Raw genomic sequence first — 25514 nt, 5'->3', positions numbered from 1 at the left:
GAATTGGGGCCAACATGAGGCAACCCAGAATCGCCATGATCGCTCCCCCGTGGTTCGAACTTCCCCCCACCGCCTACGGCGGCATCGAAGCCATGGCCAGCGATCTCATCGAACAGCTCACCTTGCGAGGACTGGACATCACGCTCGTCGGCGTCGGCCGCAACGGAACACCCGCCGACTTCGTGCCGACGTACGACCGACCGAACGAGGACCGGCTCGGCCAGGTGCTTCCCGAGGTGACCCACGCCGCGGAGCTGACCGACATCATCGAGAAGATCGACCCCGATGTCGTGCACGACCACAGCCTCGCGGGCCCGCTCATGGCACGCGGCCGCACCATGCCGACCGTTCTCACAGCCCACGGGCCCGTGAACGGCGAGATGGGCCGGTACTACCGGGGGCTGGGCGACAGCGTGCAGCTCGTCGCCGTCTCCGACGCCCAGCGACGGCTCTCCCCCGACCTCAACTGGATCGGCACCGTCCACAACGCCGTGCGCGTCGAACGGTTCCCCTTCCGCGAGGACAAGGACGACTACGCCCTGTTCCTCGGCCGGGCGTGCTCGGAGAAGGGCATCCCCCAGGCCATCGCCGCCGCCCGGCGCGCCGGTATCCACCTCAAGATCGCCGCGAAGTGCCGCGAACCCGAGGAGAAGGCGTACTTCGACCGCGAGATCGCTCCGCTACTCGGCGAGGGTGTGGAATGGCTCGGCGAAGCCGACCGCGCCCGCAAGGTGGAACTGCTCCAGGACGCCCGCTGTCTCGTCTTCCCCGTCTGCTGGGAGGAACCCTTCGGCATCGTCATGGTCGAGGCCATGGCGTGCGGAACACCGGTGGTCGGCTTCCGCCGGGGCTCGGTGCCCGAGGTCGTCACCCACGGCCGCACCGGATACGTGTGTGACGACGTCGAGAGCCTGGCCCGGGCCATCGGCCGCGTCGGCGAGCTCTCCCCGCACGACTGCCGCAGGGAGGCCGAACTGCGCTTCGACGTCGACATGATGGCCGACCGCTACGCACGGATCTACCAGTCCGTGCTCTGAGGCGCCGCCTGCGTCTCCTGCGCCACCCCCACCACCGGGTACCGAAGCCACGTGTCCACCAGGCCCTGCTGCTCCACACCCGGCCGGGAGTAGTCGCACACGCCGTCGGCGAAGGTGGCTCGCAACCGCTGCCACTGCTCGTCGGTGAAAGCGACGTCGTAGTCCGCCGGATCCACCGGTTTGAGACTGCACTTGATGATGTCGGCCGTCACGCTCTCCCCCGCGACCTCACGGGGGAAGGACGCCGACGGGTACCACTGCTCGCACTCGCTCGCCGGATCGCGGTCCAAGGGCTGTGCCACGAAGACGGGCTCCTCGTCACGGGAGTGGCAGCCCTCCCGCAGTGCCGCGGGTTTCGCTTCGGCGATGTCGTCGATGTCGAAGGGAGCCGCACCTGACCTGTCCAGATTGGTCAACCACCGGTCCATGTTGACGATGGCACTGCGCAGGAGAGGACTGCGCGTACTGAACCCGCCGTAGCGGTTGTCCTCCAGCAGACTGACCTGGTTGGCCGCCGAACCGTTGGCCTCACGCAACCGTTCCCGCATCGAGAAGGTGTGGTAGCGCACGTGAATGTCGCCGTTCGGACTGTCGTCGGTGTACGCGCGGTAGTCGATGATCGGAACCGTGGCGAGCCCACCGCCGCCGTTGGTGAGCCGCCCGGTCCGGTAGGCGACGCGGATGGCCTCACGGTCGCCCTTCGTACGCTGCGGCACGAGGTTGGCGTCGTGGTCGAAACCACCGACGTTCGCGTTCAGGTCGAGGAACGCATCCACCGTGATGGTGCCGTCGTTGAGCGCCTCCAGACCGTACTGGATGCCCACGTTGTCGAGCGGCCGGCGCGCGAACCCGGTCTCCGGGTCGCGGCCGTACACGTTGACCGCGTGGTCGTACACCCCACAGCGCACGCCGTCCGGGTTGGTCTCCGGGTGGTACCGCTGGTCGGCGGGCACCATGTCGCAGTACGCCGTCGGGGAGATGCGGCGGGCGCCGACGGCCACGTTGGGAGCCGTCTCGTACCGCAGGAAGCCCGTGACCGCGCGCTTCTGCTCCCCGGACCAGTCGAGGTCGGTCCTGGTGAAGTACTCGTGCAACAGCCAGGCGTCCGTGATGAAGTTGACCGTGCCGAAGCCCACCTCGGGGAACGAGCAGCCCACGATGATGCCGTCGAAGATGCCCGGGTAGTTGTCGACGATCTGATGCGCCTGGTAGGCACCTCCCGAACACCCGTATCCGATGGTGTGCTCGATCGGGCCGTGGCGTTCGACGAAGCGTTCCTTCACCATCATCGCCGTCTCCGCCGCCGTGACGTCCGCGCAGTTGGCGCCGTAGACGTTGAGCGACGACGACATGACGCCGTAGCCGCGGCTGAGCATGAAGTCGTCGGTGACCCCACCGGTGGTGTTTCCCTGCCGGTACCAGCCGTTGACGCAGCCGCCGCCGAGCGTGTAGATCACCCGGCCGTTCCAGCCCTCCGGCCGCGCGGCGGGCCCGGGCTCGGGTTCCGTGAGCGGGTCGTGCAGCACCGTCGTCTGGTAGATGCCGCGGTTGAGGGTGCCGGTCTCCATCCGGACCACGTAGGGCACGCGCTGGCCCTCGGAGGTCGTGGTCATGGCGAGATCGTCCGGGTGTTCGGTGGCAGCCGCAGGCCACGGGGCGAAGGAGCCGCCCGTGGTGCGGTAGAAGTAGTCCACCCTCGTCTCGATCGAGCAGTTCTCGTCGATCGGCTCACCGAGTGTGCCACCGACGACCGGCAGGCGGAATTTCGTGGTCTCGCAGGCGAACGGCTGCTGGTGGGGTCCGGAGAAGACAGGCCCCTCGGCGGGGTGGTTGGTGAGGGTGAGTTCGCTGCGCGGACGCCCGCGTCCGGGCACGGAGACCACGACGTCGTTGCGGCCCTCGCGCAGGCCGTTCACCCGGCCGGTGAGGGTCCTGCTCCGCTGGTCCGTGGTGAACCGGTCGGTGACGTCGACTCCGTTGACGTGCACGGTGACGGCGGCCAGAGGCAGCCTTCTCGAGACCGTGGCCTGGAGCAGCGCGTCGCCCGCGGTGACCATGTCGGCGCGACCCGACAGCACCCGCAACGACAGCTCGCCGCGTCCCTCGGCGGCACTCTCCACGGGCGACAGCACGACGACCAGCGTGGACACCAGCGTCATCACCGCCGCCGGGACGGCACCCCACCTCGTCGAACCGCGTCTCACCGGACCTCCCCCTGCCGACAGCGCCGCTGTACTGTAGCCGCTCGGTTGCATCCGGTAATGATCCGTTCGGGTGCACCTGGCCTCAACCCGGCCGAGCACCGTCCCGGAAGTGCGAACACGCGTGCACCGGCTGCGGACACGGTGCCGTCGGTGGTCACGTCGGGGTGGGCGGCCTGATCGCTGCGTACAGCAGCATGTCCACGCGCCTGCCGCCGATCTCCTGGTGACTGCGCAGCAGTCCCTCCCGCTCGTAGCCCGCGAACTCGGCCGTGCGTACGGAGGCGATGTTCCAGGGCTCGATGTAGAGCTCGACCCGGAACAGGCCGGGCAGTGTCCAGGCGAACCGCGTGAGGGCGCTGAGCGCCTGACCAGCCACCCCTCGGACCCGACTGCGGGGGTGCGACGCTAGCCCGCGCTCACCCTCCCCGCCGCGGGCGCCGTGAAGTTGAGACCCGTTGCGCCGCCAGGCCTGGGAAGGCACGCGCGCTGTGTTCCGCCTCGCGGTGGTCGAACTGCACGGCGGCACCCGCCCGGAGAGCGTCCTCGCACCGCTGCACCCCGTGTCGTGGGAGAACACGGCCGCGAGGTTGCACGCCTACGTCGACGGCCTCACCCTCCACGCCAGCCGCTACCCCGAGCAGAACCCGCCGGAGGCGGTGCGCGACGCGCTGAGCTCCTACCTCGCCACGCTGACGGACTGAGCCGCACGCCCGGGCGACTGCCCACCCAGGACGGCGTCGGTGGCGGCGCGCACGAACTCCCGCACCCGCGCGATGGTGTTGGCCTCCAGCCAGACGAAGCCGCGTTCGATGGGCGGCGCGTCGTGGAACGGCACGTAGACGAGGTCCGGCCGCGGGTGGTAGCGGCGGGTTTCCTCGCCGACCGGAAGGACACCATGGCCCAGCGCGACGAGCGACAGCATCTCGGAGAACGTCGCCCCCGCGGGGCCCACGGGAACCGGCCTCCCCGACGGTGTCCGCTCCGGCGTGCGGTCGCGTTTGAACCCAGCCGACGTCACGGCCGGGTACTGCACCACCGGGTGATCGCCCAGCACCTCCAGTGACACGGACTCGTGGCGGGCGAGCGGATGGCTCGCCGACACCGCCAGCAGCCTGCGTTCGGTCAGCAGCGCCGGACCACATGCCATGCCGTCGAACGGGTACGACGCCAGCAGCAGGTCCACCGAACCGTCGAGCAGACTCGCCCTGCTGTTGGACAACTGCACCTCCACCACGCGGACCGTGCAGTCGGGGTGCCGCCGGGAGAACAGACCGGCCGCGGCGCTCACCACAGGCGCCCCCCACTCCCCGAGGAAGGCGACCTTCAGCTCCCCCGACACGCCCCGGCCCGCGTCGGTGGCCCGGCGCACCGCCTCCTCGATGCCGTCGACCAGGGGCCGGAGGTCGTCGGCGAGGCGTTCCCCGATCGCGGTCAACCGCACCCGGCGGCTGGTGCGCTCGAACAACGGCGCACCGATCCTGCGTTCCAGTCCCTTGACGACGTGGCTGACCCGGCCCGTGGTGACGTGCAGCCGCTCCGCCGTGCGGCCGAAGTGCAGCTCCTCGGCGAGCGTCAGGAACGTCTCGAGCTCGTACCGTTCGAGCATGTCACCCCACATCGTTGACTCAGGATCAACGATCGTAGCCCGATCACGCCTTGGTCCGGGCCGCGGTACGGACCATCGTTGACGTCGTGAGCACCGCGATCCCGAAGGAGTTCCCGACCATGCGGCCCCAGAGGGCCGCCGGCTTCGTGCCGCTCACCACCAGTGTGGCGCACCTGCACCACCAGCCCGCCTGAGACCACCGGCTCTTTCCGGAAGAAGGAGAAACCATGACCACCGTGGCCGACTACGTGGCCTCGCTTCAACCACCGCTGCGGCAGCTCGCCGAACAACTGTGCGCCCTCGTCGACGACGCACTGCCCGAGGCCACCGGCGCGCTCTGGCACGGCCACCCGACCTGGAGCCTCGGCGAGCGGCCGGGCCGCCGACCCGTGTGCCTGGTGAAGGCGCACACCTCGTCCGTGACGTTCGGGCTGTGGCGGGGAAAGGAGGTGTCCGACGGGTCCGGACGGCTGCGGGCCGGTTCGCGCGCGATGGCGTCCGTGAAGCTCGGCGACACCTCCGACCTCGACCACACACTGTTCACCGACTGGCTCCGCCAGGCCTACTCGTTGGAGGCGAAATGAGTGTCGTGCGAGTGACCGGGTTCGACCACCTGGTACTCAACGTGGCCGACGTGGAGCGCTCACTGGCCTTCTACGTCGACGTCCTCGGTCTCGAACCGGTGAGGGTGGACGAATGGAGGGCCGGGCGGGTTCCGTTCCCGTCGGCCCGGGTCGACCGGAACACCATCATCGACCTCGTGCACGGGCCGCGCGGCGAGTCCAACGTCGACCACCTGTGTCTCGTCGTCGCGCCACTCGACTGGCGGGAGGTGATCGAGTCCGGCGTGTTCACCGTCGACGAGGGGCCGGTGCCCCGATTCGGCGCCCGGGGCACCGGCCAGTCGATCTACGTGCGCGATCCGGACGGCAACTCGGTCGAGTTGCGGTACTACCCGCAGGACACGTGAGCGGTCCGGGGACAGCGGTCAGGCCGGGATGACGACGGCCTGACCGCTCACCCGCACTCTCGGATCGGCTGGCTCGACCTCGACCCGAAGTTCACTCGGCCGTCCCATGTCCTCCCCCTGGTGGACGACGTAGGTCGCGGGCGCGGTGACGTAGCCGAGCCGCCGCAGATAACCGCCGAACGCCGCGGCCGCCGCTCCGGTGGCGGCGTCCTCCACCACACCGCCCACCGGGAACGGGTTCCTGGCGTGGAACTCGCCGGGCGCGCCCGGGCAGAACAGGTGCACGGTGGTCCAGTCCTCGGCTCGCATGAGGTCGCCGAGCGCGTCGAAGTCGTAGTCGAGGTCGGCGAGCCGTTCGCGCGAGGCGGCGGCCAGGACGAGATGGTCGTTGCCACCGAAGGACACGTGTGGTGGGAACCGCGGATCGAGGTCGGCCCGCGACCAGTGCAACGCCGTCAGCGCGGCGTCCACCACCGCCTCGTCGGCCGGGCGCGACGACGTGGCCACGCTGGTGAGCGTGGCCCGTGGAACATCGGCGTCGGCGGTGGTGACGTCCACGGGGACCTCACCCGCCTTCGTGGTGAACACCAGCCGCCCCGGGCCGAGTCTGCGGCCGAGTTCCACCGCGGTGGCCACGGTGGCGTGGCCGCAGAACGCCACCTCCGCCCTGGGGCTGAAGTAGCGCAGGTCGAACCGTCGCCGCTCGGGATCACCGCCGGTGATGAAGGCGGTCTCCGAGTACCCGACCTCGGCCGCGGTGGCCAGCATCTCCGCGTCGTCCAGTCCCGACGCCTCGCACACCACGCCCGCCGGGTTACCTCCGGCGGGGTCGGTGGTGAACGCCGCGTACCGCAGCACTTCCGCGCCGGGCCCCGGTTCCGGCGTCATCGCTTCCTGCCCACCCCCGCGAGTCCGCGCGAGCGCGCGGGCTCACCGCTGTACGGGTCCTCCCCGGCGGGGCGCCACTCCGGCAGCCACACCAGGCCCGGCTCCACCATCTCCAGGCCGTCGAAGAACGAGGCGATCTCCTCGCGCGGGCGCGGCATCGCGGGGCTGTTGGTCTTCTTCGCGTACGACTCGGTCAGCTTCTTCGACACCTTCAGCGTCTCGGTGTCCGACGGGTCGACGTGGATGTGGGACAGGGCCAGCAGACTGCCCTCGGGCAGCCGATCGCGGTAGTAGGCGAGCACGCGGCCCGGCTCGGTCTCCGGCGGCATGAAGTGCAGCAGTGCCACCGCGAGCAGCGCGATCGGTTTCGTCTCGTCGATCACCCCGGTCTCGAGCACCCGCTCCCACAGCAGCGCACCGTCGAAGAAGTCCGCGTCGATGGCGCGGTGGCGGTCCGGGTCCGCGGTCCGTTCGAGCAGGATCTCCGCGTGCGCCTGGGCGATGGGCTCGTTGTCGATGTACACGACGCTGCACTCGCCCGGCGCGACCTCGTCGGCGACCTCGTGCACGTTGCCCTGTGTCGGCAGCCCCGACCCGATGTCGACGAACTGGCGAACGCCCTGCTCGACGGCGTAGCGCACCGCACGTCCGAGAAAGGCCCTGTTCGACACTGCGAAGTCGCGGATGTCGGGAAGCAGCCGCAGCTGTTCCTCGGCGAACGCCTGGTCCACCGCGTAGTTGTGCACACCCCCGAGCAGGTAGTCGTACACCCGGCCCACCGACACCTTGTTCACCGACTCAGCGAGCCGGTCGGCATTGCTCGCCGACATCGGACACACGCTCCTCTGCCATGATCATCCGTAGTACGCCCACAGTGTGCCCTCTCACTCGACGAGGGCACACACCGAGTCACCCCATCGCAACACAACCGCGAACTACTGAACCATCCCGGCGGGCGTGTCCGCACTTCCTGAGCGCGTGTCCGCAGTCTGTGTACGCGTGTCCGCACTTCCCGTACGCCGATCGGACATCCGAGCTCCGGCGTATAGGTCGTTATACAGAACGACTCGCGCGGCAGCGAACGACCATCGAGTCGGTAAGCCCTTCCGCACAGGCCTGATCGCTCACCGCGCTCCACCCTTCATCCGCGCGTCGTCGGGATCGAACAGCGGCTTACGGCCCACGCGCGCCACGGTGGCCGGATAGCGCTCACCGAGGTACTCGACCGACAGCCGCGTGCCCTCGACGGCGAGTTCCCGCGGCAGGTAGGCGAACAGCAGGTACGTGCCCAGCGACGGTGCCGGCCCGGCGCTCGTCACCTGCGAGGGCCGCCCGCGGCGATCGACGATCCGCTCCCCTGCCGTGGTCAGGACCGGCTCACCACCCTGGGGGTAGCGCACGACGCCGTCGGCGTCCACGTGCTCGTGCGGCGCGCCCATGCCGAGCGTGCAGAGCACGGCGGCGGGTCCGCTCTCGCGCGCGGCCAGGTAGGCCTCCTTGCCCACGAAGTCGGCGGACTTCACCTTCGGCAGCGCCAGCCCCGCCTCCACGGGGTCGTGCTCGGCGTCCAGCTCCGCACCCATCAGGCGGTAGCCCTTCTCCAGCCGGCCCGTGGTGCCGTACACGCCGATGCCGGCGGGCACGACACCGGCGGACACGCCCGCCTCCGCGACGACGTCCCACAGCCGCTGCCCGAACTCGAACGGCGCGTGCAGCTCCCACCCGAACTCGCCCACGTAGGACACCCGCAGCGCCAGCACGTCCACCGTGTCCACGGTGATCCGTCTGGCCCGTCCGAACGGCAGCGCGGCGTCCGAGACGTCGTCCTCGGTGGCGGCGGTGAGGACGTCCTGGGCCCGCGGCCCCCACAGTCCCAGCGTGCACACCGCCGAGGTGACGTCGGTGAGGACCACCGAACCGTCGTCCGGCAGGTGCCGGGTGAACCAGAACGCGTCCCGGGCGCCGTCGGCCGCGCCGGTGATGACGCGGAAGTGTCGCTGCCCGAGCCGCACGATCGTCAGGTCGCTGCGGAACCCGCCCTCAGGCGTCAGCACTGGTGTGTAGACCAACGAGCCGACCGGCCGGTCCACCTGAGCGACCACGAGATGTTGCACGTAGTCGAGAGCCCCCGGCCCGGCGACGTCGAACTGCGCGAACGCCGACACGTCGATCATCGCCCCACGCTCGCGCATCGCCAGGTGCTCGGCCTCGACGGTCGGCGACCACCAGCGTGCGTCCCACTCGTGTTCGCGCCGCGGCACCCGGTCGCCGAACTCCTCCAGCAGCGGCGCGTTGGAGTCGTACCACTGCGGGCGCTCCCACCCGCCGACCTCGAAGAACACCGCGCCCAGGTCGGTCTCGCGCGCGTGGAACGGCGAGACGCGCTGCGGTCGGACCGACTCCCACTGCTCCCTCGGGTGCACGATGCCGTAGGTCTTGTTGAACCCCTCCGCCGCTCGCGCGCGCACGGCGGCCCTGGTGCGCTGGTGCGGGTAGAAGCGGGCGATGTCGGCGCCGTGCAGGTCGATCTCGGTACGGCCGTGGGTCATCCACTGCGCGAGCATCCGCCCGACGCCCGGGCCCTCCTTGATCCACACCGCGGCCGCCGACCACAGCCCCCGCACCTCCGGGGTCTCCCCCAGTACGGGCGCACCGTCCGGAGTCAGCGACAGCAACCCGTTGATGGCATGACGGACCTCGGCGTGCGGGGTGTCGAGGATCGACCCGAACAGGGCGCGCGCGTCCTCCAACTGCGGGGCGAAGTCGGCCTGAGTGAACGGCAGCTGCGTCGGCGACAGCGCCGCGGCCTCGATCGAGGGGATCTCCTCGGGATCGTGCAGGATCGGCCGGTGCGCGTAGGAGCCGATCTCCAGGTTCGCCCACTTCTGCCGCTCGTACATCATCGCGTCCATGTCCCGCACGAGCGGGTACGCGATCTCGGTGTGCGTGCGCTCCAGCTCCGGGATCGGTCCGACGTCGATCATCTGGTGCACGGCCGGAGTCAGCGGGATGCGCGCTCCCGCCATCGCCGCGATGTGCGGACTCCACACGCCGCACGCGACCACCACCGTGTCGGTGGCCACCTCCCCGGCGTCGGTCTCGACGCCACGGACCCGCCCGTCCACCACCCGGACGCCGGTGACCTCGGTGTTCGGCACCACGGTGAGGGCTCCCAGCTCGCTCGCCTGCGCCCGCAGCGACGCCCCGGCCTCGACGGGGTCCACCACCGCGACCGACGGAGTCCAGAAACCCGCGAGCACGAGGTCGGTGTCCACGAACGGCACCAGCTCCCCCACGCGCGCCGCGTCGACGAGTTCCGCCGCCACACCGTACGCGCGAGCCGACGCCACCCGGCGCCGCAACTCGTCGACCCGTTCCGGAGTGCGAGCGAGCTCCAAGCCACCGCACGTGGTGAGCACGCCGAGCTTCTCGTACTGACGCATCGAGTCCACCGTGAGCGCGGTGATCTCCTTCGAGTGGTCCACGGGGAAGATGAAGTTCGACGCGTGCCCCGTGGACCCGCCCGGGTCCGGCAACGGTCCCTTGTCGAGCAGGACGATGCGCCGCCAGCCCGCCTCGGCGAGGTGATAGCTCACCGAGTTGCCCACGATCCCGGCTCCGATGACGACGACGTCGGCCTCGGCGGGAAGCTCACTCATGGCCACCTCCTGTGTTCCTGCGGGACACCCGCACCCGGTGTTCCTGCGGGACACCCGCACTCGGGCATCCCTCACGCCAGTCCCACCACCTGACCGGCGTCGTCGATGTCGATGCGTTCCGCGGCCGGGTGCGACGACAGGCCCGGCATCGTGCGCATCTCCCCGCAGACGGGGTAGACGAACCCCGCCCCGACGGAAGCCCGCACCTCCCGCACCGGAAGCCGCCAGCCCGTGGGCGCGCCCTTGCGGCTCGGGTCGTCCGACAGCGACAGGTGCGTCTTGGCGATGCACACGGGCAGCGAGCCGAAACCACACCGCGTGTAGGTGTCGAGCTGCCTTCGCGCGGTGGGGCTGAGTTCGATCCCGTCGGCGCCGTACATGCGCCGCGCCACCACGTCGATCTTGTCCGCCAGCGGCAGCTCGTCGGGATACAGGTACCGGAACCCACCGTCCTCCTCGCAGGCCGCGGCCACCGCGTCGGCCAGTTCGGCCGCACCCTTGCCGCCCTTCGCGACGTGTGTGCTGACGGCCGCCCGAACCCCCTCCTCGTCCGCGATGTCGAGGATCGCCTGGTGTTCACTGTCGGCGTCGTCCGCGAAGGCGTTGACCGCCACCACCGGTGTCACCCCGTGCGCGCGGATGTTGGCGAGCTGCTTGCGCAGGTTCGCCGCCCCCGCGTACACGTCGTCGGGGTTCTCCCGCAGCATCTCCTCGGGCAAGGGCTTGCCCGCCACCACGCGGTACCGGCCCGAGTGTGCTTTCAGCGCGCGGACGGTGACCACCACGACGGCGGCGTCGGGAACGAGACCGGACGCGCGGCACTTGATGTTGAAGAACCGTTCGGCCCCCATGTCGGCCCCGAAACCGGCCTCGGTGACGAGGTAGTCACCGCAGCGGATACCGATGAGATCCGCCAGCACGGACGAGTTGCCGTGCGCGATGTTGCCGAACGGTCCACAGTGGATCAACACGGGGGTCTGCTCGACCGACTGCATGAGGTTGGGCTTGACGGCTTCCCGCAACTGCACGCACATCGCTCCCGCCGCCCGCAGCTGCTCCGCCGTCACCGGGGCACCCGCCCGGTCGTAGCCGACGACGATCCGCCCGAGCCTGCGCCGCAGGTCCGGAAGCGACGAGCACAACGCCAGCACCGCCATCACCTCGCTCGCGGCGGTGATGTCGAACCCGGTCTGCCTCGGGATTCCGTCCTGCCTGCCGCCGAGGCCGGTGACGATCTGGCGCAGGTCCCGGTCGTTGACGTCGAGCACCCGCCGCCAGGTGATGCTGTACGGGTCGATGTCGAGCGCGTTGCCCTTGTGCAGGTGGTTGTCGAGCATCGCCGCCAGCAGGTTGTGGGCGCTGGTGACCGCGTGCAGGTCGCCGGTGAGGTGCAGGTTCACGGTCTCCATCGGGACCACCTGCGCGTAGCCGCCACCGGCCGCACCACCCTTGATGCCGAACGTCGGCCCCATCGACGACTGCCGGATGGCGATGACGGCGCGTTTGCCCAGATGGGCGAAGCCCTGTCCGAGCCCGACCGTGGTGGTTGTCTTTCCCTCGCCCAGAGGGGTCGGCGTCAGCGACGACACGACGACGTACCGGGCCTTCGGCCGGTCGGACAGTTCGGCCACCGTGTCCAGCGACAGCTTCGCGGCCGCGTTCCCGTAGGGCTCGACGAGGTGCGGCTCGATGCCCATGCCCGCCGCCACGTCGACGAGCGGTTTGCGGACGGTGTTGCGGGAGATCTCCAGGTTCGTGGGCATAGCCGCTCGCTCCTCACTCGGCGCGGGGTGGACGCACCGCGTCCAGCCACTCGGCGGTGGCGGTGACACGGTTGAACGTGTAGAAGTGCAGCCCGGCGGGCGCGCAGTCACCGCCGGCCAGCTCCCCGGCGAGCGCGGTGAGGAACCGGCCGGGGTCGTGGCGGTTGGGCCGGGCGAGTCCGGCGAGGACCGACCGGTTCTTCCGCAAGAACGACAGGGAGTCCCCGACGCCGATCCGGGAGCCGATCCGCAGCAGGGTTCCCGGGTCCACCACACCGGCCAGCCCGATCCGCACCGGCAGCGTCACACCTCGCTCACGTGCGGCACGGAGGAACCGGCACACGACGGTCGCGTCGAAGCACAGCTGGCTCACCGCGTAGTCGGCGTGGGACTGCTTGGCCGTGAGAGCGGTCCACAGGGCGTCCTCCGGGATCGTCGGGTGCCCTTCGGGATAGCACGGCACGCCGACGCGCCGCGGCCTGCGGCCCGACTCCTCGATCGCCCGCAGCAGTGACAGGCCGTCACCGAACGGGCCCACCGGGGTTCGCGCGTCTCCGGCGATCACGAACACCTCGTCGAGACCGGAACCCGCGAGCCGGTCGAGCACGTCGCGCAGGTGGACAGCGTCGTGGAGCTGCCGGGCGGCGAGGTGGGCGACCGCGTGCAATCGCTGCGCGGCGAGCTTCTCGCACAACTCCACCGTCGCGTCGAGGCCACGCGACGGCGAGGCGGTGACGGTGACCGTCGTGCCCTCGGCCAGCCGCGCCGTCTGGTCGAGCACGCCAGGCAGTGGCAGCACCTCGAACCGCGCCTCGGGCAGCCAGGGAGCGAGGGCAGCGGGTACCTCGAAGGGGCGTCGTGCGTGGTCGCGGCGTCTCATCGTCGACCTCTCACCCGGCTTTCAGTGCTTCGGCGTTTCCTTGCGGGGGTCGACGAACGGCTTGTCCACCACCCTCGCCTCCCGGCGGCCGGTGGGGGTCGCGACGGTGACGTGCGTTCCCACACCGCTCAGTTCCACCGGCACCATGGCCAGGCCGATGTTGGCGTCCAGCCGGGGTGAGTGACACGCGCTGGTCACCGCCCCCACCGGCTGCGCTCCGCCCGCGAACACGTCGAACGGCTCGACCATCGATCCGTCGTTGTAGCTGCCCAGCGGTGTGCCCTCGATCTCCAGCCCCACCAGGAGCCTGCGCACGCCCTCCGCCCTCACGCGGCGCAGCGCCTCCTTGCCGACGAAGTCGGCCTCCTGGTCGAGGTCGACCATCCAGCGGTAGTCGTAGCCCACCTCGAGCGGGTTGGTGTCGAGCGTGATGTCACAGCCGTAGGCCAGCATGCCCGCCTCGATGCGGCGGATGTGGCAGGGGCCGATCGGCCGCAGCCCGTAGGGCCTGCCCGCCTCCCACACGCGGTCCCACAGCCGCTCGGCGTGGCGGGAGGCGTCGAGAAGATAGATCTCGTAGCCCACCTCGCCGGAGTAACCGGTGCGGCTGACCACGACGCGCATGCCGTCGAGGTCGTACTCGCGCAGCCGGTAGTACGGCACGTCCAGGATCGACGCGCCGAACAGGTCGCTCAGCACGTCCTTCGCCTTGGGGCCCTGCACCTGCAGCGGCGCGGCGTCGGCCTCCCGGATCGTCACGTCCCAGCCGCCCGCGTGGGCGAGTCCCATCGCCCACAGCCCCACGTCACTGTCGGCCAGTGAGAGCCAGAAGCGGTCGGGCTCCAGCCTCAGCAGCACGGGGTCGTTGACGATGCCGCCGTCGGGCGCGGTGACGAACACGTACTTGCACTGCCCCACGTCACACTTCGTGAGGTCGCGGGGTACGAGCATGTTGGTGAAGTCGAACGCGTCCGGGCCCGTGATCTCCAGTTGGCGTTCGACGCCGACGTCCCACAGGGTGACGCCCTCCAGCAGTGCCCAGTACTCCCCGACGGGGTCGCCGTAGTGCCGTGGGTGATAGGTGTGGTTGTAGACGCTGTAGCACGCGGCCCCGTGCGCACGGGATTTCCAGAAGTAGGGCGACTTCCTCAGTCGTGGGTACAGCAGGATGGACGGCTCCGGTACGACGGTGGCCCCGGTTCCGGACGACACGGCGGGGGACTGCCGCGTGAGGGACGGCTGAACGACCTCGGCCATGGGGCACCTCTATTCACGCCCTGTCGACGATCTCGGTCACGCTCGCAAGGTGAGCCCTGCGGGTACGCTTGTTGCGTATTGCGCATCGAGTTTCGATATGCACAACTCCAGTGTGATCCAGGACACGCCGCAGCGTCAACCTTGATTCGATCGCGAGCTCGCGACAGCGTGGTAGATCTCCTCGAACCGCGTCAGCGTGCGGTTCACGTCGTGGGTCAGGGCGATCGTCCTGCTCAGCCCTCCCATACGACGCCGGAGGTCGGCCGAGGTGAGGATCGCGTCGAGCGCGGCGGCCAGCCCGGCGACGTCCCCCGGCTCGACGAGGTAACCGTTGTCCTCGTGGGACACCAGGTGCGGTAGCGCGACGGCGTTGGCCGCGACGACCGGCAGCGCGCAGGCCATGGCTTCCAGCGTCGCGATGCTCTGCAGCTCGGCCACCCCCGGGATCGCGAACACGTCCGCCGCCCGGTACACCGTCGGAAGCCGCTCGTCGGGCACGAAACCGAGGAACCGCACGCGGTGCTCGACACCCTCTCGCGCGGCGAGGAGTTCGAGTTCAGCGCGCCGCGTGCCGGTGCCCGCGAGCACGAGCTGGGCGTCACCGACCGACAGCCTCGGCAACGCGCGGACCAGCTCGTCGAGCCGTTTCTCCGCGTCGAGCCTGCCGACGTAGACCACCGTGGGCACGTCGGGGAGCCCGAGTGCTCGGCGGTGGACGTGAGGCGGCGCCGTGTCCGGCGAGAAACGCTCCGTGTCCACACCGCACGAGACGGGTTCCACGGAACCCGCGAAACCGTTCGCGGCGAGCAGGTTCGCCGCCGCCCTCGTCGGCGTGGTGACGTGGTCGGCGCGGTCGTAGACGCGCCGGAAATCCCGCCACGCCACGTCGGCCACCGGCCGGTGCAGGCGACGCGGGAGGTAGGGCAGCAGGTTGTCGGGCATGAAGTGGTTGGTCGCCACGACGGGAACGTCCTGCCGTGCGGCCGCGCGGACGGCCGCACGGCCGATGGTGAAGTGATCCTGTGTGTGCAGTACGTCCGGCCGCACCGACGCGACGAGTCTGCGCAGGACCGCAGGGACTCCGGGCGGTGGCACGAACCGCACGCTCGGGTGGATGACGAGCGGTACCGAGCGCAGCCGGTGCAGGCACACACCGGACTCACGCACGGTCTTGCGGGGCCCCGTCTCGGACGCACAGACCACGTGCACGTCGTGCCCGCGCGTGGCCAGCCCCGTGGCGAGGCGATGCGCGAAGAAGGAGCTCCCGCTGACGTCAGGAGGGTAGGTGTCGGTCGCTATCAACACGCGCATGATCAGTGTGTCCAGTGGCTTTCACGAGGTACGAGCGGGCGAGCACGACGACGCCGACCACGATGACGGTGGCCGACAGCCCCATCCAGGCCGCCGCCGTCGCCGTGCCGGGCAGGGGCTCACCCAGCACGAGCACGCCGACGGTCGCGGCCGCGACGGGGTCCGCGATTTCCAGCATGGCGAATGTGAGCGCGAAGCGCCGCATGCGGTACGCGTGCTGCTGAGCGAGTCCCCCGGTCGAGAGCAGGACGACCACCAGAAGGGTGGGCCAGTCCCAGATCGCGGCGGGCTCGGTGAGCATCCGGTGCCCGATCGTGCTCACCAGCGCCGAGCCGACCCCGAACGTGATCCCCGCGGCGAACGCCAGCGTGCCGGCCCGCACGCTGGCCGAGTACACCAGCCACGCGACCAGCACCGCCGCGCCCGCCGAAACGAGCGTGACAGCGGCGAGCAACACCGCGATCGACGTCGGCAGGCTCGGGTCCTTACCGCCGTGCGGCAGCGCGAACAGCAACCCGGCCAGCCCGGCCACGATGGCCACTCCGCCGAGCGCCTCGGACGGGCGCAGCCTGCGGTGGTCCAGCACCGCCTTGACGATCAGCGCGAACAGCAGTCCGCTGGTTCCGACCGGTTGGACGACACTCACGGGCCCGTGGCTGAGCGCCAGCACGTGCAGGCCCACACCCGCTCCCGCGAAGGCGGCACCGAGCAACCAGCGGGGTTGCCGCACGAGTCTCAGCAACCACCGAACGCCCCGGCCGCCCAGGAACCGCATGCCGACCACGACCCGTTCCTGCAGCGCGGAGCCGACCGCGATGAGGAACGCCCCGACCACCGCGAGGGTCACCGCGACCATGAGCACGCTAGTCCTGCTTCCCGGTCGACACGGGCACCACGGCCGGGGAGAGCGCGTCCGGCGTCACGTCGCAGCCCCTCCCACGGGCGGCCGAATACCCCGGTCAGCCGCCGGATATACCTGAGCGCGGGAGGTGGGGAACGGCGAACCCGGTGAGACGTGACCGGAGCACATACCGTGGAGACGTGCCCAGGACATGGTTCACCGTCATCAGCGACGTGATCGACCGTGCGCACCTGACGGGAGGCGAGGACCTGGCGGTGATCGCCGGCCAGGCCACCGCATCGCTGGGCATCGAGCTCGGGTTGTACCTCGTGGACCTGCCACAGCGGCACCTGCATCCCCTACCCCCGCACCGTGGGGACCCCCTTCCGATCGACTCCACCGTCGCGGGTCGCGCGTTCCGGCTCGTCGAGATCTACGCCGTACGCGACCGGCAGACGGGTCGCCCGACGCTGTGGGTGCCGGTACTCGACGGCGCCCACCGGGTCGGGATGCTGTCCCTCGCGCTGCCGGAGGACACCGACGCCGACGACCCCGAGCTGCGCGGATCCTGCTGGACGCTGGCCGGCGTGCTCGGTCAGACGGTGATGTCGAAACTCTCACAGAGCGACCTGCTGCACCGGACCCGCAGGCCCAAGCCGCTGTCGGTGTCGGCCGAACTGCTGTGGCAGCTCCTCCCGCCGCAGACGCTCGCCAACGCGAACATGACCGTGAGCGCCGTGGTGGAGTACTACGACGAAGCCGGAGGTGACGGCTACGACTACGACTCGGGCGAGCAGCGCGGCTACGTGGCCGTGTTCGACGCGACGGGTCACGACCTCCAGGCGGGACTGGTGTGCTCGACGGCGTTGGCGGCGACCCGCCATGCGCGTCGCGGGGGCTGTGAGCTGCCGGAGATCGCCGACCGCGCCGACCACGTCGTGCGCGCGAACACCTCGCACAGCCGGTTCGCCACGGCCCTGCTCATGGAGCTCGACTTCACGACCGGAGTGTTGACCTACCTCAACGCGGGTCATCCACCACCCGTGCTGCTGCGCAGCGGGCGGATGGCCAAGCAACTCGCGCACGGGCGGCGCCTGCCCCTCGGCCTCCAGCACCTCGACACCGCCAACCCCTCACCGCCACCGGCCACCGAACGGCTGGAGCCCGGGGATCGCCTGCTGCTGTACACCGACGGGGTGACCGAAGCCCGCAACGACCGCGGTGAGCACTTCGGACTCCGACGGCTGATCGACCTCGTCGAGCGCCACAACGCCGCGGGCTTCCCCGCCCCCGAGACGCTGCGCAGGGTCGCCCACGCCGTGCTCGACCACCAGAGGGGCCAGCTGCACGACGACGCCACACTCCTCCTGGTGGAATGGCCGACCCCGAACCACCCGCGGTTACTCCCGGCGGAACGGGCACCCGTCCTGCACTGAGGACGCGCTGACGACGAGTTCGGAGAAACCGTGTGCGCGGCAGCCCGTTCCCGTGTCAGGGTGTCCCGGTCGGACATTCGTAAGGGGGCACGACGATGAAGCTGGCCGAGGCCCTGGCCGCCCGCGCGGACACGCAACGACGTGTTCAGCAGCTCCAGCGCCGGATCGCGAACAACGCCCGCTATCAGGAGGGTGAACCTCCGACCGAGGACGCGTCCGCCCTGCTGGCCGAAGCCGTCGAGGCGTGCGCGGAGCTGGAGGATCTGATCCGCCGCATCAACCGCACCAACGCGAGCACCCGGCTGGGCACCGGCACGGTGACCGACGCCCTGGCGCGCCGGGACGTGCTGCGGATCCGGCACGGTCTGCTCACCGCCGCCGCCGACGCCGCGGCGGGCAAGGACGGCCAGGGCTACGGCCGCCAGCTCCGCTCGGAGCTGCCCTACGTCTCCGCGCTCGACGTACGCGAACTCCGCGAGCAGGCCGACCGGGTGGCCCGGGAGATCCGCGAGGTCGACCTCGCCGTCCAGCGCGTGAACTGGGAGGCCGAGTTGGCGGACTGAGACCGGCAGCAGGTAGTCGTCCGGGAAGCGAACACGACACCGAGGCCGGCGGTTCCTCCGGCTGCCTGGTGCGCCGAGGGCGGTGCGGGAGTTCGACTCTCCCATGACAGCGCAGGCCCAGCAGCGCGCACAGGTGACCGCGCAACGCGCACATCGCATCACCATCGTGTTGGTCCCGGACGGCGAGGGCGGGTACGGGGACCGAGCTGCCGCGGGGTGGCCGTCATGACCTGGCGGCCACCCCGCACCATCACTCACCGTCATCTGACGACGAGTGAAGTGCCGGCACGTCGAGATGTTGGTCACGTGCACTGGCCGTCCCACTCGTGCCCGCCGCTTCCGCTGGGGCAGGATGAGCGCACTCGCGACCGCACGACGAAAGGCTCCCGGTGACCGACGCGACCACGCCACTGCCCACCGCCGACCTCGTCGACGAGCACGGAGACCGGCTCCGGGTGTGCGACACCCAGTTCCGGCAGTTCGGCGGACACCGTGCCTTCTGCGGGCGCGTCCGCACGGTCTCGTGCCACGAGGACAACGGACTGGTGCGGGAGCTGCTGCGCACGCCCGGCGAGGGCTGCGTGCTGGTGGTGGACGGCGGCGGTTCCGTGCACACCGCGCTCACCGGGGACCTCATCGCCGCCTCGGCGGTCGAGAACGGCTGGGCGGGCCTCGTCATCAACGGCGCCGTGCGCGACAGTGCCACTCTCGCCGGGCTGCCGATCGGGATCAAAGCACTGGGCACCAATCCGCGTAAGAGTTCGAAGGCGGGCCGCGGAGCGGTCGACGTCCCCGTGGGGTTCGGCGGGGTCACGTTCACCCCCGGTGACGTGCTCCACGCCGACGACGACGGGGTCGTGCTGCTGCCGACCGACTGACGCCGACCCCCGGGACGGGCTTGACTTCACCCCCCATGATCCCCGAGATTCGTCTGGACCAATCGGAGATCACGGCGAGGTGGTCGCATGGCACGCTTCGGTACCCGGCTGGCCGCGCTGTCGGCTTTGGCCAGTGTGACCATTGTGGGCGCTGCGGGCGTCACACCGGTGGCCGCCCACGAGCCGGCGGTTTCGCCGTCAGGCGCGACGCCAGTGGTCTCCCCCACGCCCCACCACCTCGTCCGCTCGGGCGACGACGTGGTCGTTCCGGGGCGGGTGGACGTCGTCGTGGACGACGACACCGACGCCGCGGCACTGGAACTGCTCCGCGACGTGTTGCACGACCGCGGTGTGGACCGGGTCCGGGTGCGCGACGCCGACCGCCCCGGACGTGCCCCGCTGACCATCCGTCTGGGATCCGCGGAACGCCCCGACGTGGCGTCCGCGCTCGGTGACACCGAGGTGCCCGAGGCCGCGGAGGGCTACGCGCTGCGCGTCGACGACTCCGGGCACGCGCTCGGCACCGTGGCGATCGGGGGTGTCGATCCCGCCGGGCAGTACTACGCCGTGCAGACGTTCCGGCAACTGCTCGCGCCCAGCGACGACGGCGGCGTGCGTGTGGCGGGCGTGAGCGTCTCCGACTTTCCCGCCATGCCGCTGCGCGGCACCATCGAGGGCTTCTACGGCTCACCGTGGACCCACACCGAGCGCCTCGACCAGCTCGCGTTCTACGGCGACGTCAAGTTCAACACCTACGTCTACGCTCCGAAGGACGACCCGTACCACCGCGACCGCTGGCGCGAGCCCTACCCCGCCGACAAGCTCGCCGAACTCGGGGAGCTGGTGCGGCAGGCGGGGGGACCACCACGTACGGTTCACGTTCGCGCTCTCCCCCGGAACGTCCATCTGCTACTCCAGCGACCAGGACCGCGCGGCACTGACGGCGAAGCTCGAAGCCCTGTACCGGCTCGGGGTGCGTAGCTTCTCGATCCCGCTCGACGACATCGACTACACGACGTGGAACTGCGAGGCCGACCGCGAGACCTACGGCGAGCCGGGCCGGGCGGCGGCCGCGACGGCGCAGGCGGACCTGTTGAACGGCGTGCAGGACGGGTTCGTGGAACGGCACCAGGGTGTTCGTCCGCTCCAGACCGTTCCCACCGAGTACGGGGACCTGAACGACACCGAGTACAAGCGAGTGCTGCGCGAGGAACTGGATCCGGCGGTGGTCGTCATGTGGACCGGGCCGGACGTCGTGCCCGCGAGCATCGCCGTCGGGCAGGCGGAGCAGGCCTCCGCGCTGTTCGGCCGCAACGTGTTCCTGTGGGACAACTACCCGGTCAACGACTTCGGGCAGTCCGCGGGAAGGCTGCTGCTCGCGCCCTACGACAAGCGGGAGCCCGGGCTGTCGCGGGCACTGTCGGGTGTGGTCTCCAACCCGATGAACCAGGCCGCCGCCAGCAAGATCGCGTTGTTCACCGTGGCCGACTTCGCCTGGAACGACCACGACTACGACCGCGACCGCAGTGCGCGGCAGGCCGCCGCGTACCTGACGGGCGACGACCCCCAGGGCGTCGCGGCGCTGTCGGTGTTCACCGACCTCAACCACCTCGCGCCGACGTTCGGTTCCGAGCCCTGGCAGCGGCAGGCGCCGCGGCTGAGCCGGCAGCTCGACACCTTCTGGGCCGCCTACGACGACGGTGACCCCGGTGCGCTGCGCGACCTGCGCGCGCTGGCCGAGGGCGTGGCGACGGCACCGGCGACGATCCGGGCCACCGTGCGTGACGAGGCGTTCCTCGACGACGCGGCGAACTGGCTCGACGCCACGGCACTGTGGGGGCGGGCGATGCGGGAAGCCGCCCGGCTGCTGGAGGCCGTCGCCGACGACGACGCCGCCGGGGCGGAGCAGGCCCGGCAGCGGATGCGCGCGTTCGCCGACGACGCGGGCGCGATCCGCTCGGTGCCGGGCGAGAACCGCGTCGAGGGACCGGTGCGGATCGGTGACGGCGTCGTCGACGCCTTCCTGGAGCGGGTGGAGGCCGAGCACGACGCCTACCTCGGGCTGCCGCCGCTGCGCAACGTGGCGCGCGACGGCGCCGCCACGCAGATCTCCGACTGGGCGCCCGTCTACGCGGCGGCGAAGTCGGTCGACGGCGACGTGAACAACTTCTCCACGACGTCGGGCTCGGAAGCGCAGCCGTGGTGGCAGGTCGACCTCGGCCGGTCCGTCGCGGTGGAACGGATCGAGATCTACAACCGGGTCGACTGCTGCGCCGACCGGGTACGGGACTACCACGTTCTGGTGTCCGACCGGCCGTTCGCGGACTCGCTCGACGAGGCTCTGCGCGACGAGAACGTGGTCGCGCACCACGAGACCGAGCAGGCGGGCAGGCCGACGACCGTCGAGTTCCCCGCCACGGGCCGCTACGTGCGCATCTGGCTGTCCTCGCCCGAACCGCGCGAACTCAACCTCGCCGAGGTCCGCGTACTCGCCCGAGACGTGACCTGAACACCGTGTCCGCAGTCTGTGCACACGTGTCCGCAGTCTGTGCACACGCCTTCGCAGCACACGGCGGGAACACCTGTGCAGGAACTGCGGACACGCGTACGGGAGCTGCGGACACGGCGGTGGTCAGGGACAGCCAGGGACAGTCGGGGACAGTCAGGGACACAGCCGGGTGACGAGGTCCGCCCACCCGGCCTCCAACCGGGGCAGGTCCATCCCGCGCAGGCGGAGCAAGTGGTTCGTCAACGCGGTGTCGAGGAAACCGAGCAGGGTGTGGGCCAACAGCTCGGCGTCGACGCACGGGTCGAGTTGCCGGACGAGCATGGCCACGTGCGTGTGTCGGACGTGGTGGGCCGGGACGGTGAACCGCCGGTGGGGATCCGTCACCGCGGCGATGTAGAGATCCAGGTGCTCCTGCTCGTGGCGCAACACCGCCGAGCCGAACGCCGTCAACCGCAGGCGGGGTTCGGCGCCCGGCCCCAGCGGAGGCGGACCGCTCAGGAAACCCTCCTGCAACGCGCGTTCGGCCCGGTCGAGTAACGCGGTCAGCAGGCCGGTGCGGTCGCCGAAGTGGCGGAACACCGTGCCCTTGCCGACCGACGCCTCCGCCGCGACGGCGTCCATCGTGAGGTTGCCCGCACCGTGGCGCGCGGCGACGCGCATGGCGGCGTCGAGGACCCGGGCCCGGTTACGGACGGCGTCGGCGCGCTGCCGTCCGTGGTCGTGGATCGGCACGAGTGGCAGGACGTCCGGGGCACGCTCGGGCGCGGCGTTCGGCGACGGGGACGGTCGGGACACGCCCGCAGCGTAACCCGGGCCACGTCCTGTTGACCACTGTCGACGATCGGTGTTAAACCCGAAACGGACTACGGTCCGTTTTTATGACGGCGGTGACGACGCAGGGCCGCCGCCACGTCCCCAGCGTTTCCAGCAGGCAGGAGTTTCGATGTCCATCCGCGTTCTCGCGCTCGTCGGCAGCCTCCGGGCGGGCTCACACAACCGGCAGTTGGCCGAAGCAGCGGTCAGGCACGCGCCCGACGGTGTGTCCGTCGAGATCTACGACGCGCTCGCCGAGGTGCCGTTCTACAACGAGGACCTCGACACCGAGTCAGGCGCGCCCGAGCCCGCGAACCGGTTGCGTACCGCCGTCTCCGGTGTCGACGCGGTACTGCTGTTCTCGCCCGAGTACAACGGCACGATGCCCGCCGTGTTGAAGAACGCGATCGACTGGCTCTCCCGCCCGTACGGCGCGGGCGCTCTCCAGGGCAAGCCGACCGCCGTGGTCGGCACCGCACTCGGGCAGTACGGCGGCGTGTGGGCGCAGGAGGAGATCCGCAAGGCCTTGGGCATCGCGGGAGCCAAGGTCGTCGACGAGGAGCCCCTCGCCATCCCCGGTTCGCTGAACCGCTTCGCCGAGACACACCCCGAGAACGACACCGAGGTGATCGAGAGCCTGCACAAGGTGCTCGGCAGGCTCACCGCCGACGTCGCGGCAGCCTGACCCGCTCGCACGCGTGTCCGCACTCCCGTACACGGACCGCGGACGCGCGTGCGGAGGCAGGGTCTGAAAACCCCTCTCTGGCCGTGCGCTGAGGACCTGCCGTCCCCGGTGGACGGCTTGCGAGTGCCGCCCGGACCGGCCCGAATGTCTTGATCCTGCTCCGCGGAGCTGCTCAAATTCACACACTGAGGCCAGGTGAGCGGGAGCCCGAACAAACTCCTGGTCCTACCGCAGTCGCCTCAGGAGGCTTCGCGCAGCAGTCAGACGGCCTCCAGGACGAAGAACAGGAAGCACAGGAAGGCCGGCTTGGCCGCGAGTTCGTCGGGAAACCGCTCGTGGGCGCCCGGCGCTGGGAGTGGTTCGCTGACGACGGCGGTGCGGAACCCGGCGGCGCTGAAGGCGTCGGTCATCGCGTGCAGCGGCCGGTGCCAGTAGGTGAGCACGGCGTTCTGGCCGTTGAAGGTGTACTCCTCGGACCACTGGCAGGTCGCGAAGTAGTCGGCGTCGGGATGGACCAGCTTGAAGACGAAGGGGTGGTTGACGGAGGCGATCAGTCGGCCGCCGGGTCGCAGCACACGCCGCAACTCGGCCAGCGGTGCGGTCCAGTCCCGCAGGTAGTGCAGCACCAGGGACGCGACGACGTCGTCGAACGCGCCGCCGGGAAACGGCAGCGGCCTGCCCAGATCGGCGACCCGCAGGTCCGCGTCGGCACCGAGCCTTCGCCGGGCCAACTCCACCATCTTCGCGCTGGAGTCGAAGCCGGCCACGATGGCGCCCCGCTCACGCAGCGCGGCGAACAGGGGACCGGAACCGCAGCCGACGTCGAGAATCCGCCGACCGGCCACCTCCCCGGCCAGGTCCATGATCGCGGGTCGCGCGTAGTAGGCGTTGATGAGGCTGTCCTCGTTCTCCACCGTGTACGCCTCGGCGAAGGTGTCGTAGTCGTTGGCCAGGGGCCCGTCGGCGGGCCCGGCCGAACCTTCGGGGACGGAAGACATGTGGGCCAGCCTGGCATGCCCGGCCTGTCCGCGTCCCGGTTATGCGCCCGATCGGCCCGCGAACCGGTGCGAAAACCCGCTCTCCTCGGTCGCGGACAACATCCGCCCGCCCGTGCAGCGACCGCGCCCCTGGCAGGGCCGACCCGCGCCTCCAGGTTCATACACGACGAAAGCGCCGTTTCGGCCGTGCTCCTGCCACGAGGACGGAGCCGCTGCATTCGGCCCTACTCACGCCCACAGAGGATCTGCTCGGTCGATGACGGAGTGCCAACCGACCGGGGAGCATCGCCATCACACTGGAGCAGTCCTGCGGGGTGGGTGATATAGGGGTCGAGACCTTTCCCGTCCGTTCGCCGCCGACGTCCGTTCTAGTGGACGCGTGATCGGCGTTCGAGGAGGACGGTGTCATGCCAGGCGCCACCGAGCCGGCCGATGCGTTCGCGGATGCCGACGGTGCGGTAGCCGGCCGCGTGGTGCAGCGCGATGCTGGCGCGGTTGTCGGTGAAGACGGAGCTCTGCAGTGTCCACAGGCCGGCGGCGTCGGCGGCGGTGACCTGTTTGTGCAGCAGTGCTTTACCGACGCCGCGGCCACGATGGGCCTCGTCGACGTAGACGGAGGTTTCGGCGGCGCCGGAGTAACAGTCCCGGGGCGAAGCGGGGCTGGCGGCGGTCCAGCCGACGACGGTGCCGTCGATCTCGGCGACCCAGCGTTGGTCGGGAAGCCAGGTCGCGTCGAGGGTCGCGCGACTCGGCACGCTGGTCTCGAAGGTGGCGAGGCCGGTGGCGATGCCCTCGCGGTAGATGCGCCGGACGGCCGTCCAGTCCTCGGGCCGCAGTGCGCGGACGGTGATGTCAGGGGGCGGGTTGCCGGAGCGGGGAGACTGGGATCCGAGCAGACCCAGGACGGCGTCGGCGGCGTGCGGCAGTCTCGAGCAGCAGGCTTCGTCGACGGTGACGACGCTGGTGGTGCCGCGCTTGCCGATACGAACGAGGCCGAGGTCTGCGAGCTTACGGACGTGGCGCGAAGTGGTGGACCGGCTGGTTCCCAGGATCTCGGTGAGCGCTCCCACGGTGAGGCCGTGCGGGCTGGTGGCCACGGCGTGCAGGAGCCGCACCTGCACCGGTGCGCCCAGACCGGTGAACCAGTCGGCGTAGGTGGTGGCCTGGTCGGTGGAGAGGAGCTGGGCTCGGCGCACGGCGATCGGCATGGACGTCT

General features: G+C 70.5%; 25 protein-coding genes. 11 read left to right on the top strand and 14 right to left on the bottom strand.

The window, feature by feature from the left end; genetic code table 11:
* Window positions 1-14: 14 nt before the first annotated feature.
* Window positions 15-1037: a glycosyltransferase family 4 protein gene (locus tag SACCYDRAFT_RS11675; RefSeq protein ID WP_005456371.1), complete on the top strand. Its 1023-nt coding sequence runs from the start codon at window positions 15-17 to the stop codon at window positions 1035-1037.
* Here the strand turns inward: SACCYDRAFT_RS11675 and SACCYDRAFT_RS11670 are convergent.
* Together SACCYDRAFT_RS11670 and SACCYDRAFT_RS11665 are read right to left on the bottom strand one after the other, a co-directional pair.
* Entirely contained in the window at window positions 1019-3241 is a 2223-nt protein-coding gene (locus SACCYDRAFT_RS11670; protein WP_005456370.1) for a DUF6351 family protein, read from the bottom strand. The two genes, SACCYDRAFT_RS11675 and SACCYDRAFT_RS11670, sit on opposite strands and share 19 nt — an antisense overlap.
* A 154-nt stretch (window positions 3242-3395) precedes the next feature.
* Window positions 3396-3617 (bottom strand): GNAT family N-acetyltransferase, encoded by a 222-nt coding sequence (locus tag SACCYDRAFT_RS11665; protein WP_408640301.1) that lies wholly within the window; start codon window positions 3615-3617, stop codon window positions 3396-3398.
* A 79-nt stretch (window positions 3618-3696) separates the two neighbouring features.
* On the opposite strand from SACCYDRAFT_RS11665, the gene SACCYDRAFT_RS11660 reads away from it, so the two are divergent.
* Window positions 3697-3942 (top strand): TetR family transcriptional regulator C-terminal domain-containing protein, encoded by a 246-nt coding sequence (locus tag SACCYDRAFT_RS11660; RefSeq protein ID WP_083844747.1) that lies wholly within the window; start codon window positions 3697-3699, stop codon window positions 3940-3942.
* On the opposite strand, the gene SACCYDRAFT_RS11655 is transcribed toward SACCYDRAFT_RS11660, so the two are convergent.
* Entirely contained in the window at window positions 3918-4847 is a 930-nt protein-coding gene (locus tag SACCYDRAFT_RS11655; protein WP_052309098.1) for a LysR family transcriptional regulator, read from the bottom strand. The genes SACCYDRAFT_RS11660 and SACCYDRAFT_RS11655 overlap by 25 nt on opposite strands.
* A 227-nt stretch (window positions 4848-5074) precedes the next feature.
* Between SACCYDRAFT_RS11655 and SACCYDRAFT_RS11650 the strand changes: the two genes are divergently transcribed.
* Window positions 5075-5431, top strand: a complete 357-nt coding sequence (locus SACCYDRAFT_RS11650; protein ID WP_005456368.1) for a DUF1801 domain-containing protein — start codon at window positions 5075-5077, stop codon at window positions 5429-5431.
* Window positions 5428-5817 carry a VOC family protein gene (locus SACCYDRAFT_RS11645; protein ID WP_005456367.1) on the top strand — a complete coding sequence of 130 codons (390 nt, stop codon included), beginning with the start codon at window positions 5428-5430 and terminating at the stop codon, window positions 5815-5817. The genes SACCYDRAFT_RS11650 and SACCYDRAFT_RS11645 overlap by 4 nt, the downstream gene beginning before the upstream one ends.
* Window positions 5818-5835: 18 nt before the next feature.
* Here SACCYDRAFT_RS11645 and SACCYDRAFT_RS11640 read toward each other — a convergent pair whose 3' ends face one another.
* The 8 genes from SACCYDRAFT_RS11640 to SACCYDRAFT_RS11605 form a co-directional block, all read right to left on the bottom strand.
* Complete coding sequence (locus tag SACCYDRAFT_RS11640; protein WP_005456366.1) at window positions 5836-6705, bottom strand: PhzF family phenazine biosynthesis isomerase; 870 nt, start codon at window positions 6703-6705, stop codon at window positions 5836-5838.
* Window positions 6702-7535 carry an SAM-dependent methyltransferase gene (locus SACCYDRAFT_RS11635; RefSeq protein WP_005456365.1) on the bottom strand — a complete coding sequence of 278 codons (834 nt, stop codon included), beginning with the start codon at window positions 7533-7535 and terminating at the stop codon, window positions 6702-6704. Before SACCYDRAFT_RS11635 ends, SACCYDRAFT_RS11640 begins: the two co-directional genes overlap by 4 nt.
* A gap of 294 nt (window positions 7536-7829) precedes the next feature.
* Window positions 7830-10364, bottom strand: a complete 2535-nt coding sequence (locus SACCYDRAFT_RS11630; RefSeq protein WP_005456364.1) for a GcvT family protein — start codon at window positions 10362-10364, stop codon at window positions 7830-7832.
* Between the two features lie 71 nt (window positions 10365-10435).
* Window positions 10436-12127 carry a formate--tetrahydrofolate ligase gene (locus tag SACCYDRAFT_RS11625; RefSeq protein ID WP_005456363.1) on the bottom strand — a complete coding sequence of 564 codons (1692 nt, stop codon included), beginning with the start codon at window positions 12125-12127 and terminating at the stop codon, window positions 10436-10438.
* A 13-nt stretch (window positions 12128-12140) separates the two neighbouring features.
* Entirely contained in the window at window positions 12141-13007 is an 867-nt protein-coding gene (locus SACCYDRAFT_RS11620) for a methylenetetrahydrofolate reductase (RefSeq protein ID WP_005456362.1), read from the bottom strand.
* Between the two features lie 21 nt (window positions 13008-13028).
* Complete coding sequence (locus SACCYDRAFT_RS11615; RefSeq protein WP_005456361.1) at window positions 13029-14264, bottom strand: glycine cleavage T C-terminal barrel domain-containing protein; 1236 nt, start codon at window positions 14262-14264, stop codon at window positions 13029-13031.
* Between the two features lie 135 nt (window positions 14265-14399).
* On the bottom strand, window positions 14400-15575 hold the full coding sequence (locus SACCYDRAFT_RS11610; protein ID WP_005456359.1) for a glycosyltransferase: 1176 nt from the start codon (window positions 15573-15575) through the stop codon (window positions 14400-14402).
* Window positions 15538-16437, bottom strand: a complete 900-nt coding sequence (locus tag SACCYDRAFT_RS11605) for a DMT family transporter (RefSeq protein WP_005456357.1) — start codon at window positions 16435-16437, stop codon at window positions 15538-15540. The genes SACCYDRAFT_RS11610 and SACCYDRAFT_RS11605 overlap by 38 nt, the downstream gene beginning before the upstream one ends.
* A 179-nt stretch (window positions 16438-16616) precedes the next feature.
* Between SACCYDRAFT_RS11605 and SACCYDRAFT_RS11600 the strand changes: the two genes are divergently transcribed.
* The 6 genes from SACCYDRAFT_RS11600 to SACCYDRAFT_RS27185 all read left to right on the top strand — a co-directional run bounded on the left by SACCYDRAFT_RS11600 (window position 16617) and on the right by SACCYDRAFT_RS27185 (window position 21802).
* Window positions 16617-17852 (top strand): PP2C family protein-serine/threonine phosphatase, encoded by a 1236-nt coding sequence (locus tag SACCYDRAFT_RS11600; protein ID WP_005456356.1) that lies wholly within the window; start codon window positions 16617-16619, stop codon window positions 17850-17852.
* Window positions 17853-17947: 95 nt separating this feature from the next.
* On the top strand, window positions 17948-18415 hold the full coding sequence (locus SACCYDRAFT_RS11595) for a DIP1984 family protein (protein WP_005456355.1): 468 nt from the start codon (window positions 17948-17950) through the stop codon (window positions 18413-18415).
* Window positions 18416-18518: 103 nt separating this feature from the next.
* A complete protein-coding gene (locus tag SACCYDRAFT_RS27195) occupies window positions 18519-18644 on the top strand; it encodes a hypothetical protein (protein ID WP_269744653.1) in 126 nt (41 codons plus the stop codon).
* Window positions 18645-18804: 160 nt separating this feature from the next.
* Window positions 18805-19293: a ribonuclease E activity regulator RraA gene (gene rraA / locus SACCYDRAFT_RS11590; RefSeq protein WP_005456354.1), complete on the top strand. Its 489-nt coding sequence runs from the start codon at window positions 18805-18807 to the stop codon at window positions 19291-19293.
* An 87-nt stretch (window positions 19294-19380) separates the two neighbouring features.
* A complete protein-coding gene (locus SACCYDRAFT_RS27190) occupies window positions 19381-20274 on the top strand; it encodes a beta-N-acetylglucosaminidase domain-containing protein (protein ID WP_269744652.1) in 894 nt (297 codons plus the stop codon).
* Complete coding sequence (locus SACCYDRAFT_RS27185) at window positions 20198-21802, top strand: beta-N-acetylglucosaminidase domain-containing protein (RefSeq protein WP_269744656.1); 1605 nt, start codon at window positions 20198-20200, stop codon at window positions 21800-21802. Before SACCYDRAFT_RS27190 ends, SACCYDRAFT_RS27185 begins: the two co-directional genes overlap by 77 nt.
* A gap of 153 nt (window positions 21803-21955) precedes the next feature.
* Here SACCYDRAFT_RS27185 and SACCYDRAFT_RS11580 read toward each other — a convergent pair whose 3' ends face one another.
* The gene (locus SACCYDRAFT_RS11580) at window positions 21956-22597 is read right to left on the bottom strand and encodes a TetR/AcrR family transcriptional regulator (protein WP_005456352.1); all 642 of its coding nucleotides are present in this window, start codon (window positions 22595-22597) and stop codon (window positions 21956-21958) included.
* A gap of 148 nt (window positions 22598-22745) precedes the next feature.
* Between SACCYDRAFT_RS11580 and SACCYDRAFT_RS11575 the strand changes: the two genes are divergently transcribed.
* Window positions 22746-23300: an NADPH-dependent FMN reductase gene (locus tag SACCYDRAFT_RS11575; RefSeq protein WP_005456351.1), complete on the top strand. Its 555-nt coding sequence runs from the start codon at window positions 22746-22748 to the stop codon at window positions 23298-23300.
* Window positions 23301-23560: 260 nt separating this feature from the next.
* Here SACCYDRAFT_RS11575 and SACCYDRAFT_RS11570 read toward each other — a convergent pair whose 3' ends face one another.
* Together SACCYDRAFT_RS11570 and SACCYDRAFT_RS11565 are read right to left on the bottom strand one after the other, a co-directional pair.
* The gene (locus SACCYDRAFT_RS11570) at window positions 23561-24298 is read right to left on the bottom strand and encodes a class I SAM-dependent methyltransferase (RefSeq protein ID WP_005456350.1); all 738 of its coding nucleotides are present in this window, start codon (window positions 24296-24298) and stop codon (window positions 23561-23563) included.
* Window positions 24299-24666: 368 nt separating this feature from the next.
* Window positions 24667-25506 (bottom strand): helix-turn-helix domain-containing GNAT family N-acetyltransferase, encoded by an 840-nt coding sequence (locus SACCYDRAFT_RS11565; protein WP_005456349.1) that lies wholly within the window; start codon window positions 25504-25506, stop codon window positions 24667-24669.
* Window positions 25507-25514 lie beyond the last annotated feature (8 nt).

It is taken from the genome of Saccharomonospora cyanea NA-134, assembly GCF_000244975.1.
Taxonomy (GTDB): Bacteria; Actinomycetota; Actinomycetes; order Mycobacteriales; family Pseudonocardiaceae; genus Saccharomonospora; species Saccharomonospora cyanea.
Note: the sequence above shows the minus strand (reverse complement) of the source record. Positions and strands in the feature narration are given on the sequence as shown.

Excerpts from the sequence above, each read along its gene's own strand:
- SACCYDRAFT_RS11675 (WP_005456371.1), top strand. The coding sequence starts at position 15 with ATGAGGCAACCCAGAATCGCCATGATCGCTCCCCCGTGGTTCGAACTT.
- SACCYDRAFT_RS11655 (WP_052309098.1), bottom strand. The coding sequence starts at position 4,847 with ATGCTCGAACGGTACGAGCTCGAGACGTTCCTGACGCTCGCCGAGGAG.
- SACCYDRAFT_RS11650 (WP_005456368.1), top strand. The coding sequence starts at position 5,075 with ATGACCACCGTGGCCGACTACGTGGCCTCGCTTCAACCACCGCTGCGG.
- SACCYDRAFT_RS11645 (WP_005456367.1), top strand. The coding sequence starts at position 5,428 with ATGAGTGTCGTGCGAGTGACCGGGTTCGACCACCTGGTACTCAACGTG.
- SACCYDRAFT_RS11640 (WP_005456366.1), bottom strand. The coding sequence starts at position 6,705 with ATGACGCCGGAACCGGGGCCCGGCGCGGAAGTGCTGCGGTACGCGGCG.
- SACCYDRAFT_RS11635 (WP_005456365.1), bottom strand. The coding sequence starts at position 7,535 with ATGTCGGCGAGCAATGCCGACCGGCTCGCTGAGTCGGTGAACAAGGTG.
- SACCYDRAFT_RS11630 (WP_005456364.1), bottom strand. The coding sequence starts at position 10,364 with ATGAGTGAGCTTCCCGCCGAGGCCGACGTCGTCGTCATCGGAGCCGGG.
- SACCYDRAFT_RS11625 (WP_005456363.1), bottom strand. The coding sequence starts at position 12,127 with ATGCCCACGAACCTGGAGATCTCCCGCAACACCGTCCGCAAACCGCTC.
- SACCYDRAFT_RS11620 (WP_005456362.1), bottom strand. The coding sequence starts at position 13,007 with ATGAGACGCCGCGACCACGCACGACGCCCCTTCGAGGTACCCGCTGCC.
- SACCYDRAFT_RS11615 (WP_005456361.1), bottom strand. The coding sequence starts at position 14,264 with ATGGCCGAGGTCGTTCAGCCGTCCCTCACGCGGCAGTCCCCCGCCGTG.
- SACCYDRAFT_RS11610 (WP_005456359.1), bottom strand. The coding sequence starts at position 15,575 with ATGCGCGTGTTGATAGCGACCGACACCTACCCTCCTGACGTCAGCGGG.
- SACCYDRAFT_RS11595 (WP_005456355.1), top strand. The coding sequence starts at position 17,948 with ATGAAGCTGGCCGAGGCCCTGGCCGCCCGCGCGGACACGCAACGACGT.
- SACCYDRAFT_RS27195 (WP_269744653.1), top strand. The coding sequence starts at position 18,519 with ATGACAGCGCAGGCCCAGCAGCGCGCACAGGTGACCGCGCAACGCGCA.
- SACCYDRAFT_RS27190 (WP_269744652.1), top strand. The coding sequence starts at position 19,381 with ATGGCACGCTTCGGTACCCGGCTGGCCGCGCTGTCGGCTTTGGCCAGT.
- SACCYDRAFT_RS11575 (WP_005456351.1), top strand. The coding sequence starts at position 22,746 with ATGTCCATCCGCGTTCTCGCGCTCGTCGGCAGCCTCCGGGCGGGCTCA.
- SACCYDRAFT_RS11570 (WP_005456350.1), bottom strand. The coding sequence starts at position 24,298 with ATGTCTTCCGTCCCCGAAGGTTCGGCCGGGCCCGCCGACGGGCCCCTG.
- SACCYDRAFT_RS11565 (WP_005456349.1), bottom strand. The coding sequence starts at position 25,506 with ATGCCGATCGCCGTGCGCCGAGCCCAGCTCCTCTCCACCGACCAGGCC.